This is a genomic window from bacterium (genome assembly GCA_020444065.1).
In the GTDB taxonomy this organism is placed as follows: Bacteria; Sumerlaeota; Sumerlaeia; order SLMS01; family JAHLLQ01; genus JAHLLQ01.
This window is the reverse complement of the sequence record JAHLLQ010000010.1, coordinates 42,236-58,010: the sequence shown is the minus strand read 5'-3', so window position 1 is coordinate 58,010 and position 15,775 is coordinate 42,236. Positions and strand designations below refer to the sequence as shown.

The following is a 15,775-nucleotide window of genomic DNA, read 5'->3' as shown; positions in this document are numbered from 1 at the left end:
CATTTCCCGTCGTCCATCTTCGTTATTGACCGCCGTCCGACACACGAAGACTGTGTCCTATTGCAGGCTGGCTATTCACTATCGGGAGTGGGAAATGAAGAACGTACTACGATTCCTCGCCGTCATTCTTATACTGGCATCCTCGGCATCGGCAGCATCTCTGCCTTCGCAAATCAAAGGCGCAGCGCCCCTCGACACCGTCGAGACCTTCGTCATGCCAACACAGAACAACGCCGCATTGCTCAAAGCGGCCCCTGACACCGGCATGGGGCCGTTTCGTTTTGCCGAACCCATCGGCACAGCGATCGACGCCAAGTCCGACGGAACCTGGGAAACGCTCGGCGATGGGTCGCGTCTCTGGCGTGCCCGCATCTTTTCCACCGACGCACAAAACCTGAACATTGGATTCATCCCGTACTTCATGCCCGCAGGCGGCGAGCTCTACATCTACTCGCCCGACGGCAAAGAAATCTACGGCCCCTTCACCGCCGCCGATAACGAGAAGCACAGGCAGCTCTGGACCCCGATCGTCGACGGCGAAGAACTCGTCATCGAAGTCAACCTCCCTGCAAAGGCCGAGAAGGCTCTCCAACTCGAAGTCGCCCAAGTCAGTCACGGCTTCCGCACGCCGGCCGATGCACTTGGGCTTCGCTCCGGATCCTGTAACGTCGACGTCATCTGCCCCGAAGGCGACGGCTGGCGCGACCAGATCAGCTCCGTCGGCGCCTACACCATCCAGGGCATCGATACCTGCTCCGGCGCAGCCGTCAACAACACCGCCAACGATTTCACTCCCTACTTCCTGACGGCAAATCACTGCGGCATCAATTCCAGCAACGCCCCCTCGATCGTGGTGTATTGGAACTACGAGAACTCCACCTGTCGCCCCGTCGGCAGCGCGGCCAGCGGCAGCAACGGCGACGGCTCCCGCTCGCAATACAACACCGGCGCCATCTACCGCGCCTCCTACGAATCCTCCGACTTCTGCCTCTTCGAACTCGATGATCCCATCCCGGAAGCCTACGACATCTTCCGCTCCGGCTGGGATGTCACCGACGTCGCCCCCCCCTCCGTCGTCGGCATTCACCACCCGAGCGTTGAAGAGAAGCGCATCAGCTTCGAAAACGATCAAACGACCATCACCGACTATCTCGATACTACGGTCAACGCCAACAGCACGCACATTCGCATTACCGATTGGGATCTTGGCACCACCGAAGGCGGCTCCTCCGGATCTCCCCTCTTCAATCCCGACCACCGCATCGTCGCCGTCCTCACCGGCGGATATGCGGCCTGCGGAAATGACAGTTCCGACTGGTATGGACGCCTTTACAAGTCTTGGGAAGGCGGCGGTTCTTCCACCAGCCGTCTGAAGGACTGGCTCGATCCCGGAAACACCGGCGCGACGGCCATTGATGGCCTCGGGACCGGAGCATTCGCCAAGAACGGCGATCCCGTCGTCGACGACTCCGCCGGCGATGGCGATGGCATCATCGAACGCGGCGAAAGCGGAATCCTCCTGACCATGTCGATCAAGAACACCGGCACCTCCGCCATCACGGGGATTTCCGGAACACTGTCATCGCAGACTTCTGGGGTCACGGTCGACCAGGCCAGTTCCCAGTTCCCCGATCTGGCATCCGGCGCAAATGGCACAAACACCACGGCCTACGCCATTTCCGTCGACAGCACCGTCCCCTGCGGCAACGACATCAAGCTCCAACTTGCAATCGTTTCAGCCTCGGAAACCGCCACTCTTACCTACACCATCCCGACCGGACCGAACTGCGATGTTCTTCCGCTCCCTGTCATTAACGATTGGGCTTTCAGCGACGGCGCAGGAAACAACAACGGCGTCATCGAACCCGGCGAACAAATCTTCATGAACATCCAACTGCTCAGCACCGAGGCCACCGCCCAGAATATCACCGCCGTTCTCTCCACGACCGATCCAAACATCACTGTGCAAACAAACACCGCCACCTATCCCGATCTCGCAAACGGCGCGACCGCCAATGGCTCTATACCATTCGAATTCTTCGTCAGCGCCGACCGCCCCTGCGGCGACCAAATCGACTTCTCCCTGAACCTCACCTACACCGGCGGTTCGAACGTCGAGTCGCTTGCTCTCAAACACCCAAGCTCCGGCATCTTCTCAGATGACTTCGAAGGCACGTTCGACGCCTGGACGACCAGTGCGCAGCAAGGCACGAATCGTTGGGCGATTCGCACAAGCACCGCCGCCGTCAGCGGCACACACGTCGTCAGCTTCGATCCCCCGCAACCTGAAATCGAAGATGTTCGTCTCGTCGCCGGACCGTTTACCAGTGCAACACAGCTCGAATTCTACCATCGCTACTACTTCGAAGAGGGCTTTGACGGCGGCGTTCTCGAGATCTCCACGAATGGCGGGACAAGTTGGAGCCAGCTCACATCCGAAATCACGAGCGGCGGCTACGACGCCACGATCCCGTCCGAATATGGCAGCCCGATCGGCGGCATGTCCGCATGGACCGGAACGCATGCATCAATGAGCAAGGTCGCCGTCGACCTGAGCTCCTACGCCGACGAGACGATCCATCTCGCCTGGCGTTGGGGCTCTGACTCCTCCGTCGAATCTGACGGCCCGTGGGAGATCGACGATGTCGTTGTCAACGGCGCCTCTCCCTGCGAACCCGTCGTCACCGTACACGGCGCCGAAGGTTGGATGACCCACTGAGAACGACAGAAACCTCGCAAGAAATCAGAAGAGCCGGGGACAACATCCTGTCCTCGGCTCTTCTTGTTTCTGTCTGACCATTCGAAAATCACACGGGGACTCTACGCGGACTCGCGCACCACCAGACTCGGTTCGATCAATATCTGCTTCGCCTCCGACGACTGATGATCGGAGTTGTTGATCATCTCCAGCAATTCCTTCACGGCCGTGCCGCCAATCCGATCCTTCGGCTGCGCAACGGTCGTCAGCGGAATCTCCATGTGCGCACTGATCGACAGATTGTCGAAGCCCACCACGGCGATATCGTCCGGCACGCGCAGCCCATGCTCCAACACGGCCCGAACGCACGCCATGGCTGTCAAGTCGCTCGAAGCGAAGATCGCATTCGGCGGCTCTCTCAGCGAAAGCAAGTGATCCACGCCGCTGAACCCCTCCGTCGCAAGGAACTGCTGGTTCAGTACGAAATACTCATCCCGCACCGCCAGCCCCCGCGCTCGCAGGCTCTTCGTGAACCCCTGGAACCGCAGCTTGTTCGTCTGGAAATCGATGTCGCCGCTGACGAAGCCAATCCGGTCGCGGCCCTTCGACTGCAGATACTCCACCGCCAGGTCCGCACCGCGCTCGTTATCCACCTTCACACAAGTCGCCGCCACGCCCTCGATGTGCGTATCGATGAACACCATCGGGAAATGGCGCCGCGCCAGGTCACCGTACAGCGGCACATTCGCATCCGTCGACAGCGGCGCGATCAGCAGTCCATCGACGCTCCGATCCTGCAGCGCCCGCAAGTACCCCGCTTCGATCTCCACCGTCTCGTCCGAATCGCCCAGGTAGATCTTGTATCCCTCCTGGCGAGACGCCTTGCTGATCTCCTTCGCCAACTCCGCAAAATAAACATTGGCCACGTCCGAGACGAGCATCATAAGAGTCTTGGTCTTGTTCAGAGCGAGACCCCGGGCCGCGGCGCTGGGCCGGAAATTGTACTTCTCCGCCAGCGCCAGAATCCGCGCCCGCGTGTCTGGATGGACACGGTCCTTGCCGTTCATCACGCGTGAGACCGTTCCAATGGAAACGCCCGCCATTTTGGCAATGTCGTAGATCGTCGATCTCTTCTTGTTCATCGGAGTCTGCTCGCTGGGGCAAGTCGCCGCCCCGGAAGGTGGCCCTCTATGTAAGCGCTTCAACAGTACCCGTAGCCCCACACCCCGCGGCTGTCAAACAGAAAACGCTCGGCTTCACTTGCCCTTTACGAGCAGCTCTCCCAGGACCTGCAGCGTCGGATACACCAGGAAGAGAATCACCAGCAGCGCCACGCAAGTCAGCAGCGTCCCGAGCCCCGCCCAACCCAGCAGCCACCACAATCCCAGGCACGCCAGAACGGCCAGTCCCCCCGACTTCCCATCATGTTCCGCGGCTCGATAGTACACGATCGCCACGCAAACCAGCATCAGAAGACCCATACTCCGCCTCCGTCCATCCAGGTGTGCTCATCTCTGCCCCTCCTACGTTCCTGACACCCCCATATTCACGCCTGGCGAATCCAACCGCTTCCGCCCCCTCGGTCTCCCCCGCGACCTTTCCGCACGCCCCCAACGACTTTCTCTTGACGCGCCCAGTTGAAGCGCTTACACGAAACCTAACGTCAGCGCTGCTCCTCAAGCAAACATCCCATTCTCCCGACCAAAGCCCGGTCTTCCCGCCCTCGCAGAAACGCTCCAAAAACGACGCCCATGGGTTGAAGCGCTTCGACAAAACCGCTGGAGGAATGCCCCATGAATCGCAGAGCTTTCACTCTGATCGAACTCCTCATCGTTGTTGCTATCATCGCTATTCTTGCGGCCATCGCCGTCCCGAACTTCCTCGAAGCCCAGACCCGCTCGAAGGTCAGCCGCGCTGAGGCAGACATGCGCTCGCTCGCTACGGCGGTCGAATCCTACGCGGTCGACCACAACCACTACCCGCCCTCCCAAAACGGCACCCCGCGCTACTTCCTGACCTTCGCCGAACGACTGGTCCGCCTCACCACCCCGGTCGCCTACATGACCTCCATTCCAAAGGACCCCTTCCCGGATCTGTCCAATAACGACAATCCCCTGCGGACCTTCGACTACCTCTGCGAAGAAGACACCGCCACCGTCCTGCCACAGGTCTGGCAGTCCTTCCCCGGTCACGAGGGCGCAGAAAGCGCCAAGTGGCGCCTCCAAAGCCTCGGCCCCGATCTCGAGGAAAGCCTCCAGTCCAGCCCCGATCCCGTGCAGTACGACCCGACCAACGGCACCGTCTCCTTCGGCGATATCCACCGCTACGGACCGTAAGCAAACCCCAACTGAACCCTATCGAGAGATCTCATGACCACCTATCACCCAACCGGAAACGAGTACATCGCCCTCCCGACCGTTCGTGAGTCGGATGGCGCCATCGAAGGCATGAACATCGTCCTCGAGAAGGCCGACGGGCTGATCGACGTCGAAGGCGACGGCGCCCCTTTCCTGGCGTGCGACGCCATGGCGACCGAACCCGACGCCTGGAAGTGGCACTTCCTCCAGCACTGGATCCCGTGCTTCGAGCACACCGATGGCGGCCGCGCCGGGTGCGTCTTCGCCCCGCCGCGCCAGCGCTTCTTCGTCTATCGCGGCCCCGAAGGCCCCCGCGGGGCGCGCTTCACCATGAACATCGGCCGCATCTTCCAGACGATCAACGTCCGCCACGAGCTGCCCGATTGGGTCTGCCGGATCCAGCACTTCAACTGGTCTCACACCCCAGGCGTCGTGATCGAAATCTTCGCGGGAACGCTCCTTTTTACGATTTCTCTTCGCTCCCCGGGCGGCGCCGACTACCGGCTGCACGCCAATGGCCGCGAGCACAGCCTCAATGCCGGCACCGGGCCCGTCGAAACGCTCTCCGCTTTCTCGATCGAGGTCGATTGCCAGGGCCGTGCGGACCTCGTCGTTGGCCTGGGGCTGTCTCGCGTGGGAGCCCGCGCCGCCGACCTGGAGACCCACCGCGTCCCCATCAAGGAATGGCAGCGCCGGACCGTCGAATGGCTGGCTGAACGCACCATCCCGGTGCCCGGCGACAACCGGCTGGCCGCGAAAGCCAACCGCAACGCGCACTTCGCACGGTTCTATGCCATGGCGCGCACTCTCGATACCAGCCGTGTCGTTTCCATGACGTCCCGCAGCCATCGCTACTACGTGTCCGCGGCCTACTGGGATCGCGACTCGCTGTTGTGGTTGTATCCATTCCTTCTGCGAAACGACCGAGAGCACGCCCGCGAACTGCTTCGCTACGCCTTCGGCCCGCAGTTGCCGCACGCCGGAATTCACAGTCGCCAGATCAACGGCCAGATTCTCGAGTATGGCTTCGAGCTCGACGAACTCGTCGCCCCTCTCCTCGCCGTCGGCCAGTGGTGCGCCCTTTATCCCGATGACCCCGCCTGGCGCGAACCTCAGATTGCCGCCGGAATTCGCGAACTCCTTCGCCGACTCAAGTCCTGGCGTGTCGACGGCGAAGCCCTCTACCGCACGGAACTGATGCCGACCGATGACTTGATCGTCGGCGGACGCGACGTCCTGACGTACAACAACGCACTCGTGCGCCAGACCCTCCGCATGCTGATTCCGATTCTTGAAGAAACCCAGCCCGCAGAAGCCGAATGGGCGCGCGCGGAAGTCGACGCCATTGCCAAGGCGATCGATCACCACCTTGTCCGCAACGGCCTCTATCAGTGGGCCGCCGACCTGAAGGGCTCCTGCGAGATGTACGACGAGGCTGCCGGCAGCCTGCTTCTGCTCCCCTACTACGGGTTGTGCAGCGCAGACGCCGCGACCTTCCGCCGCACGGTCGAGCACCTCTATTCCAAGGCCTACCCCTACTGCATGCCGGGACCGTTCAGCGAGCTCGGTAATCGCCACACCGACGGCGATCCGCACCCCTGGATCCTCAGCGCCTGCAACAGCATCCTCAGCGGCGTCCGCGTCGAACAGGGACTGGATCTCCTGCGCCGTGCGCCGATGGACAACGGCATTGCCTGTGAGAGCATCAACGTCGAAACCGGCCTTCCCGAAAGCGGCGAGCACTTCGCAACCTGCGCAGGCTTCGTCGCCCATGCCATCGCATACGGAACCGGCGCCTACGGCCTGGCCGATGCGACATCCGAAAAGGAATCGCTCTCCGGCGCCGGCGGATAAACGCACTATGCCGCGGAATCGCGAACCAGGGATTGCACCTCCCGAACAATCGACCACGATCAAGGTTTGAACAAGTTAGCACATCCCGTTTTCGGAAGACGTATTCCATGCGCCTCAAGAATCGAATCAACGTTCTGTTGGCCGGCCTGGTGCTCGTCGCCGCGATGACTGGATTGACCTCCTGCGTGCGCGAAAAACCCGACCGCACAGAGGATGGCCGCGTCATCGTCGAGTACTGGGAAAAGTGGGAGGACTTCGAGAAGGACGCGATGCGCGCCGTCGTCGACAAGTACAACGCATCGCAAGACAAGGTCTTCGTCAAATTCCTCAGCACCGGCCAGATCGAGCAGAAACTCCTGCTCGCAACCTCCGGAGGCAACCCGCCCGACGTCGCCGGCTTCTGGGCCTGGCGACTCTACACCTACGCCGATATGGGCGCACTCGAACCGCTCGATGGACTGATCGAACGCGACGGCTTCGACATGGACCGCTACTTGCCCGTCATCAGCGAGCAATGCGAACACCACGGTTTCATCTGGGGATTGCCGAGCACACCCGCCACACTCGCGCTGCACTACAACACAGACATGTTCCGCGAAGCCGGCCTCGATCCCAATCGGCCGCCGCGCACGATCGCAGAACTCGACGAGTACGCCGCGAAGCTCACCAAGATCGACGAAGACGGCGAGATCACCCAGCTCGGCTTCAGCCCGACCGAACCCGGCTGGTGGAACGAGCGCTGGTGCTATTGGTTCGGCGGTCGCCTCGTCAGCAAAGATGGAACAAAGATCGTCACGGACTCGCCCGAGAACATCGCCGCCTACGATTGGGTACAAAGCTACCCCGAGAAGTACGGCTTCAAGACCCTCCAGGTCTTCCAGTCCGCCGGCGGCCAGTTCAGCTCCGCGCAAAACCTCTTCATCTCCGGCAAAGTCGCGATGGAGCTCCAGGGCGTCTGGATGGCGAACTTCGTCGAAAAGTACAATCCCGACCTCAATTGGGCCGTCGCGCCGTTCCCGTCCAGCGACCCGGAACTGAAAGATGTCACGATCTGCGAAGCCGACGTCCTCGTCATTCCACGCGGCGCGCGCCACAAAGAGGAAGCGTGGGACTTTATCAAGTTCGTCCAGCGCCAGGAGAATATGGAAATGCTCTGCCTCGGCCAGCGCAAGTTCTCACCCCTGCGCGAAGTCTCCGAAGATTTCTACAAGCAACACCCAAATCCTTATATCCGCGTCTTCCGCAACCTGGCCGAATCGCCGAATGCGCGCTACACGCCCAAGACGCAGATCTTCAACGAACTCCGCGATGAATTCACCAACGCGTTCGACCTCATCTGGCGCGATAAAGCCGAACCCGACGAGGCCCTGACCGTCGTGCGCGAACGCATCCAACCGAAACTCGACCGAGCGCTCCAACAATGGAAACGCATCGCCGAGGAACGCAAAGAAGAGTGGAGGTCGGAAGAATGACCCAACGCGAACGAAACAGCCTCATCACCGGTCTTCTGTTTATTGCGCCATGGCTGATCGGCCTCTCCTGCTTCATTCTCCTGCCGTCCGGCATGGCGCTCTACTACAGCTTCTGCGATTACTCCGTGCTCAAGGACCCGATCTTCATCGGCGTCGGAAACTACCGCGACCTCTCCACCGATCCGGTCTTCTGGCAATCGTTGTGGAACACGGTTTTCTTCGCCCTCCTCGCGCTCCCGCTCGGCACGGTTCTCTCCATCGGACTGGCCCTGCTGCTGAACGCAAAGGTCATCGGCCGCTCCGTCTTCCGTACCATCTTCTTCCTGCCGTCGCTCGTCCCGCTTGTCGCGCTCGCGATCCTCTGGCAGTGGATGTTCAACGGCCGATTCGGCGTCATCAACTACGCGCTTTCCCTCGCACACATTAACGGACCCGATTGGCTCGGCGATACTTCCTGGTCGAAACCCGCGCTTGTCCTCACCGGTCTTTGGGGAGTCGGCAACGCGGTCGTCATCTACCTCGCCGGCTTGCAGGACGTTCCCAAAGCCCTCTACGAAGCCGCAACGCTCGACGGCGCCAACTGGTGGCAAAAAACCGCCAACGTCACGCTGCCGATGATCTCGCCGGTCATTTACTTCAATGTCATCATGGGCTGCATCGGCGTCCTCCAGGTCTTCGCCGTCCCGTACGTCATGACCGGCGGAGGCCCCGCGCGCTCCACTCTCTTCTACACCATGTACCTCTTCGATCACGCATTCAAATACCTCAACATGGGCTACGCCTGCGCCATGGCATTGATTCTCTTCCTCATGATCGCGGTGCTCACCACGGTCGCACATTTCGTCTCAAGAAGGTACCTCTACTATGCCGGAACCTGAGAGCCTCGTCATGAATGCGCCCGCCGCCGCGCCACGCCAGAAGAACGTTGATTTTGGGCACATCGCTAATCGCGTTGCCCTTTACGCCGTGCTCATCCTCTTCTCGGTTCTCTTCATCTTTCCATTCCTGTGGATGCTGACCACGTCCTTCAAGGAACTCACTCAGGCCATGCAGATCCCGCCGCAATGGATCCCAAGTCCATTCCGCTGGCAGAACTACATCGAAGCCACCCAGAAGATCCCCTTCTGGAAATACGCCATGAATACGCTGTACCTTTGCGTGCTCTGTGTCGGCGGCACAGTTGTCAGTTGCGCGCTCGCGGCGTATGGGTTCTCGCGTGTGAACTGGCGCGGACGCGATCCCATCTTCGCCGCCAGCCTCGCAACCATGATGATTCCCTTCCCCGTCCTCATGGTTCCCATGTACTCCATCTTCCGCTCGCTTGGCTGGGTCGGAACATTCATGCCCCTCTGGGTGCCCGCCTTCTTCGGTTCGGCCTACAACATCTTTCTGCTGCGCCAGTTCTTCATGACGATCCCGAAGGACCTGACCGAAGCCGCCGAAATCGATGGCTGCGGACCGTTCAGAACATTTGTCCTGATCGTTGCACCACTCGCAAAACCCGCCATCACCGTCGTTGCACTCTTCACCTTCATGATGGTGTGGAACGACTTCATGGGCCCGTTGATTTACCTCACGGACCAGAACCAGTTCACGCTCGCACTTGGCCTGCAACACTTCCAAAGCAAACACGGCGGCACCGATATGAACCTGCTAATGGCCGCCTCAACCCTCGTGGTTATGCCGATTGTCGTGCTCTTCTTCTTCACACAGCGCACGTTCATCGAAGGCATCGCCATGACGGGATTGAAAGGTTAATCACGACCGGGAGTATCAACATGAGAAAGACAGCCACATCGATTCTGTCCGCTCTGGCCATCCTGGGATTGGCCGGAACGACATCCGCTGCCGAGGTGACATTGATCTTCGACGACAGCAGAAACCCGACACCTCACGAACAGATCTTCTGTGCTCTGAATGTGCACCCGGGTACCGGTGAGTACGATTCCGGATGGAACGATTTCAAACGTTTCCCACTCTTTGACGACGGCCAGCATGGCGATCGGCAAGCCGGCGACCACGTTTGGGGATGGAAACTGAATATTCAGCCCAACGCCGAACAGACATATGAATGGGCTGCCGATGCCGATTCGGAATCTTCTAACGGCTGGCTCGGGCCATGCCCATCCTTCCGCGTACCCGACGATACGCCGCGCGAAGTCCTCGCGTATTCCATCATGCCCGAAAGCGACCTCTCCCCCCAACAACTCAGCAAGCAATATGGCGTCGATATGACCACCACCGGCCCGCCCGTTCGCCTCAACGACCAGGGCAAGGTTCTCTTTCGCGTCTGGGCGCCATCGGCCCGCCGCGTTTACTTGGCAGGCGACTTCAACGAATTCGCCAACAACGAAAGCGGCGTCATCACAGATATCTCGTGCCTGATGGAATCGCTTCCGAACGGTCTTTGGTACCAGGCGATCGATATCCCAACCGGCCCGCAGAGATACAAGTTCGTCCTCGAGAAGACCGACGGCAAATTCGACTGGATCGGCGACCCCAACGTTCGTGAAGCCGACAGCGATGGCAATTCCATCATCAACCTCGATCGCCTGCGCACACCGGCCGCCGAACAATCGAACACATCCTCACAGACCAACAACTCCTGGCAGCCCTATAGCCCTCTAGGCGTCGCCCAGGCGATCAAGAACAGCGGCTCGGTCTTCGTCTACGTGCGATTGAACGGAAACACTGCCTGCCGGGCCTTCGAACGCAAGTACCTCCTTCACGAGGACGCAAAGAAACTCCTCGCAGGAAAGACGCTCTTCTTCCTGTCTGGAGACGACCCCGATTTCCAAACCGAACTGGCTCAAATGGGAGTCTATCGTGTACCAACCCTGGCCTTCTGCGACTCCTCGGGTGAGTGGAAGACCCTGAACTTCGACGAGACGACAGCCCCATCTGCCGTGTGGGATTTTCTGGCGCGCAAATGACATGAAGTGGTAGGGAACAAACAGAGAGGTGACGATATGAGAAGGAACGGAGCACTTCAATCGCTTGGCCTGTTCATGCTGCTCGGCACGGCGGCCTCCGCCGCGTCCGTGACGCTTGTCTACGACGACACATTCCGCGAGCAACCTCTCGACCGCGTCTACTACGCTGCCAACTTCGATCCCGAGACCGGCAGGTTCGCCTCCGGTTGGAATGACTACAAACGCTATCCCCTGTACGACGATGGAACCCACGGCGATGCGACGGCCGGCGATCACGTGTGGTCGATCGCAGTCAACCTGCCCATGGGCAAGGGCCATCTCTACGAATGGGCCTGCGACACGAACGCCGATCCAGGCGATGGTTGGGTGGGTCCGGGCAAGAGCTTCAAAATCGAATCGCCCGGCGAGCAGACCATCTACTTTGCCCCGGTCCTCGAAGAAGCCGGTATGACGCCGCAGGAGTTCGCCACGAAGTACAACATCTCCCTCAATACCGCAGCCGCACCACAACCGATCGATGACGGCAAGGCTTTCCTCTTCACTTACCACAAACCCGATGCAGAACGAGTCTTCCTCGCCGGTTCATTTAACTCCTGGGGGAACAATCGTGATGGAGTCGTTGATGATCCGGCCTTCCGCATGTTCCCCGGCCCCAATGACGTTTGGTATCGCAAGATCGATCTCTCGCCCGGCGTGATCCGCTACAAGTTCGTCGCCGAGGACTCGAGCGGTGACGCTGAGTGGTTCGCCGATCCGAGCGTCAATACACGCGACGTCGACGAGAATACGGTGCTCGATCTGCGCTCTCTGCTTCCCGATCGATACGTCCGCACAGTTCCCGGTCGCGAACTCAACCCAACGAAAATCCCCGCTTTCGATCGCCCAATGACCGGCCCGCGAATCTCTTCGGTGGAACTGGAAAAGACCTGGATCAAGCCCGGCGAGAAGAACCAGCTCCTTGTTCGCTTTGGGGAACTCCCGTCCGACGGATGCAACGCTCGCCTCGTCATCTCCAACGATCTTGTTACAACGCTTTCGACCACAATTCCGATCGCTCAGAACGAACTGATCGTCCCTCTCTCCACGCCCGATCGCGAGGGGCCTCTGGGCCTGGAAGTCCTCCTCGACCAGAACAACAAGATTCTCGATCGCGACTACATCGTCCTTCCCGTCGTGCAAGATATCCCCGACGATTTGCGCTATGGCTTCTACGCAAACTGGAATCGGATTTCCGACAACTACGCGAAGAAAGCCGACATGCTCGCGAAGTTGTTCATCAACGGCGTCGAGTTCTACGATTACTTCCCAGCTCACGGAGACTATGCGCCCACCGAAGAAGTCTACGAGTTCGAACCCTTCTTTGGAAACAAGGTCTACGCGAAAGATATTCAGGGCAAAATCGACGCCGGTCACCAGCGCGGCATTCTCTCAATCGCTTATGTCGCTGCCTATGCCGCATCGAAGAGCGTCTACGAAGCCCATCCCTACCCGATGACAACGCCAGGCGGCGAACCGCGCATCTTCAACGGTCGCATCACGACCGTCCCTGAAGCCAAAGCCGCCGGCGAGCCCGTCTGGTTCTGGCTGATGGCCATCGCCGACGACACGCCTTGGCACGATTACATCATCAAGGAACTCCGCCGGACACTGGACAAATCGCCCGACGATCTTGTCTCCTTCGACGGCTTCGAAGTCGACAGCTACGGCCATCCCGCAAACGAACGCTACTACTCCGAAGGCAGCAAACACAGCGGCCGCCTTCTCTCCGAAATCATCGCCGAGTTCATCGAAGACGTTTACGAAATGTCTCACGCCGTGAAGTCCGACGCGGCGGTTTCCTTCAACTGCGTTTGCGAGTTCGGAATCGAGAAAATGTACCACATCACCGACTTCATCTTCATCGAAAATTGGGCCGGTTGCAAGGGCGGCCTCGAAGACACCGTCGACATCTGCTATCGCCACCGCGCACCGGCCGGTCAGCGCGTCGTCCTCAAAATGTACCCGCCCGACGCCGGCTTCACCGATCCCCCCTACTGGCCCGCGGACAGCCTGCGCCTCATGATGGGAATCTGCATGACTGGCGGCGGATCCCTCATGGTCGTCGGCGAACCCGATGAATTGAACCACCAGATGCACGCCCTCAACTCGCTCTACTATCCGGACAACGTGGCTATCCCGCTGCAAAACGTTCAAATCGTTCGCGATTACAACATGTTCGACGCCCTGCTGTTTGGACGGAATCACGGGCGCAACGTCGCCAATTACGAAACGACGTCCTACATGCCGGGAACGGTCGTTCGCGGATTCCAGAACGACCGCGGCGAAATCACCGTCACGCTCCTCAACAACGGCGAGCAAATGACCTGGAACGCCCCTCGCCCCGACGTCAAACCGCTCACAAACGAAGAAATCGCCATCAATCTGCCGGCGAATGCCACTGTCACGCAGGTCCTCTACGGCAGCCCCGACGATCCCGCGATGATGCAGCCCTTCCCTGTCGACTTCGAACAGACCGACGGCTTCGTCCGCCTCCTGATCCCACGCCTTCACACCTTCGGCGCTGTCATCATCAAGTACCAGCCCTGACCGCGCGCCCAAATTCCTTTTGCAGTCGTTGCGACGCCTTCGATAAGAACCGCCGCAGGTTCGATGTACGTCACCTCAACGTCAGAATTCGGCGACCGCTTATGCCCGCACTCGTTCTTCTCATCGACGACGATCCGGAAGTCCGCAAGGTCCTCCGCCTCGGCCTCCAGCCGCTCTACCGCGTGGTCGAAGCCACCGATGGCAGTGATGGGTGGAAGAAGGTCAACGAGCACCATCCCGCCGTCATCATCATGGACCTCGGCATGCCGGGCATGAATGGCCTCGATCTGACCGAGAAAATCAAGAACGAGGAACAACTCCGCGACATCCCCATCATCATCCTGACCGGCGCAACGGCGAACGAAGAGCTCCCCGGCGGATTCTGGAAAATGGGGACGGACGCCGAAGGCTTCCTCCAGAAACCCATTGATATCACAAAGCTCTGCGCCGAGATCGATCGGGTCCTGAAGGAAAAACACAACTACCGCCCGCTGCCACCCGGCAAGGGCACCTACGACTGAGGCTCGCGATGTCAGAGGAACAAAAGACAGATCGCGTCTGCGAAAACTGCGGCCGATGGGTCGAAGAGAACGAAGTCCTCTATCGTGTTCGCATCGAAGTCTTCGCCGAACCTGAAGTCCCCAACATCAACATCTTCGACAAATCGCGCGAGGACCTCGCCGACGAATGGGACGATCTGATCGAGCGCCTCGAGCACATGTCCGAACTCGAAGCCCAAGAGGCCTCCGACCAGGTCTACGAAAACCACGAATTCAATCTCTGCCCCGAATGCCGCCGCGAAATGCACCGCCGGCTCAAGAAGCACCGCGACATCCTATGATTCGCTGAATCGTTCCTTCAGATTTCCAAGAACCGAATCCCACGCCTTCTGGAAATACTCATACACCTGGTTCCACTCCTCGCCCTCTCCCCAACCAAGCTGCGTGAACTCCACAAACGTCTTGTTCGGCCCCGCAGGCGCGAACTCCAGCACCACGTGCGTATACTGCTTTCGCACATTCGGGAAACTCGGTGGCGCATTCCAGGTGAACGACAACATGCGGTTCGGCACGTAGCTCAGGATCTTGCACCCTTCGCCCCCGCGTGAACCTTCCGGAGCGTCCAGCAGAAAGTAACACTCGTACGCCCCCCCAACGCGCAGATCGATCTTCGCCGCCGGTGCAAAGAACGACGTAATCCCTTCCTCCGTCGTCCAGGCCTTCCAGACCTCCTCGACCGGAGCATCCACGGTCACGAACTTGCGAATCGACTTCTGCCCCAAAGACTGCCCACGGAAATAGTCTCGCGATCGCAACAACGCCAGCGACATCGGATGAACACTGCCGCGGAACACGCCCGCCTGCACCGCCGGATCGCCCTCCAGAAACGCCCGGGCCTCATCCATATTCGCCGCATTGAAGATTACAATTCCCGGCGCCTTCAGGTCCGTGCACGGCCCCGCCAGAATCAGCTTTCCTTCATTCGTGGCCGACAACAGGTAGTCGAAGTGCTTCCCAATGATAACGCCTTCCTCTTCATTCGGTCCCGTTTTGGCAAAATCCTTACGCACCCCCTCGATCAGATAAACAAACGTATCGGTCTGATAGTCCTTCGATTTTGCCATGTTACTCTCCTGAGAAACGTGTACACAGCCCGTCATTGCCAGAACCAACGCGCAGCACCAGATGATCTGCCGAACCATGAGTGACCTCCTGAATACAGAACTTCAGTCTCAAGAACCACGCAACAAGCCAATCCTCAACGCAAAACACCCCTCTTCGCGCCTTGGATTGCCCCTTGCCTCATCCCGTCGCCCTATGGCTGCATCCGTCCACTGCCCCGTGCCCATGCCAGGGCGGACTTCCACATAGAGGT

At 59.7% G+C, this 15,775-nt stretch carries 13 protein-coding genes; 10 read left to right on the top strand and 3 right to left on the bottom strand.

The features are described from left to right. The first annotated feature begins 94 nt into the window (after window positions 1-94). Entirely contained in the window at window positions 95-2,719 is a 2,625-nt protein-coding gene (locus tag KQI84_18355; protein MCB2156845.1) for a hypothetical protein, read from the top strand. Between the two features lie 101 nt (window positions 2,720-2,820). Here the strand turns inward: KQI84_18355 and KQI84_18350 are convergent, their stop codons facing one another. Together KQI84_18350 and KQI84_18345 are read right to left on the bottom strand one after the other, a co-directional pair. Further along, a complete protein-coding gene (locus KQI84_18350; GenBank protein MCB2156844.1) occupies window positions 2,821-3,840 on the bottom strand; it encodes a LacI family transcriptional regulator in 1,020 nt (339 codons plus the stop codon). A gap of 114 nt (window positions 3,841-3,954) precedes the next feature. Next, window positions 3,955-4,179, bottom strand: a complete 225-nt coding sequence (locus KQI84_18345) for a hypothetical protein (protein ID MCB2156843.1) — start codon at window positions 4,177-4,179, stop codon at window positions 3,955-3,957. Window positions 4,180-4,491: 312 nt separating this feature from the next. On the opposite strand from KQI84_18345, the gene KQI84_18340 reads away from it, so the two are divergent. The 9 genes from KQI84_18340 (at window position 4,492) to KQI84_18300 (ending at window position 14,741) form a co-directional block, all read left to right on the top strand. Continuing rightward, on the top strand, window positions 4,492-5,034 hold the full coding sequence (locus KQI84_18340) for a prepilin-type N-terminal cleavage/methylation domain-containing protein (protein MCB2156842.1): 543 nt from the start codon (window positions 4,492-4,494) through the stop codon (window positions 5,032-5,034). A 33-nt stretch (window positions 5,035-5,067) separates the two neighbouring features. Further along, window positions 5,068-6,909: a glycoside hydrolase family 125 protein gene (locus tag KQI84_18335; GenBank protein MCB2156841.1), complete on the top strand. Its 1,842-nt coding sequence runs from the start codon at window positions 5,068-5,070 to the stop codon at window positions 6,907-6,909. Between the two features lie 107 nt (window positions 6,910-7,016). Continuing rightward, complete coding sequence (locus KQI84_18330) at window positions 7,017-8,381, top strand: ABC transporter substrate-binding protein (protein ID MCB2156840.1); 1,365 nt, start codon at window positions 7,017-7,019, stop codon at window positions 8,379-8,381. Further along, a complete protein-coding gene (locus KQI84_18325) occupies window positions 8,378-9,259 on the top strand; it encodes a sugar ABC transporter permease (protein MCB2156839.1) in 882 nt (293 codons plus the stop codon). Before KQI84_18330 ends, KQI84_18325 begins: the two co-directional genes overlap by 4 nt. 10 nt (window positions 9,260-9,269) lie before the next feature. Then, window positions 9,270-10,139: a carbohydrate ABC transporter permease gene (locus KQI84_18320; GenBank protein ID MCB2156838.1), complete on the top strand. Its 870-nt coding sequence runs from the start codon at window positions 9,270-9,272 to the stop codon at window positions 10,137-10,139. A 20-nt stretch (window positions 10,140-10,159) separates the two neighbouring features. Next, complete coding sequence (locus tag KQI84_18315) at window positions 10,160-11,314, top strand: hypothetical protein (protein ID MCB2156837.1); 1,155 nt, start codon at window positions 10,160-10,162, stop codon at window positions 11,312-11,314. A 36-nt stretch (window positions 11,315-11,350) separates the two neighbouring features. Next, window positions 11,351-13,900 carry a hypothetical protein gene (locus KQI84_18310; GenBank protein MCB2156836.1) on the top strand — a complete coding sequence of 850 codons (2,550 nt, stop codon included), beginning with the start codon at window positions 11,351-11,353 and terminating at the stop codon, window positions 13,898-13,900. A gap of 101 nt (window positions 13,901-14,001) precedes the next feature. Beyond that, window positions 14,002-14,421: a response regulator gene (locus tag KQI84_18305; protein ID MCB2156835.1), complete on the top strand. Its 420-nt coding sequence runs from the start codon at window positions 14,002-14,004 to the stop codon at window positions 14,419-14,421. A gap of 8 nt (window positions 14,422-14,429) precedes the next feature. Then, window positions 14,430-14,741, top strand: a complete 312-nt coding sequence (locus KQI84_18300) for a hypothetical protein (GenBank protein ID MCB2156834.1) — start codon at window positions 14,430-14,432, stop codon at window positions 14,739-14,741. Here KQI84_18300 and KQI84_18295 read toward each other — a convergent pair. Next, window positions 14,736-15,524 (bottom strand): SRPBCC domain-containing protein, encoded by a 789-nt coding sequence (locus KQI84_18295; GenBank protein MCB2156833.1) that lies wholly within the window; start codon window positions 15,522-15,524, stop codon window positions 14,736-14,738. The two genes, KQI84_18300 and KQI84_18295, sit on opposite strands and share 6 nt — an antisense overlap. Window positions 15,525-15,775 lie beyond the last annotated feature (251 nt).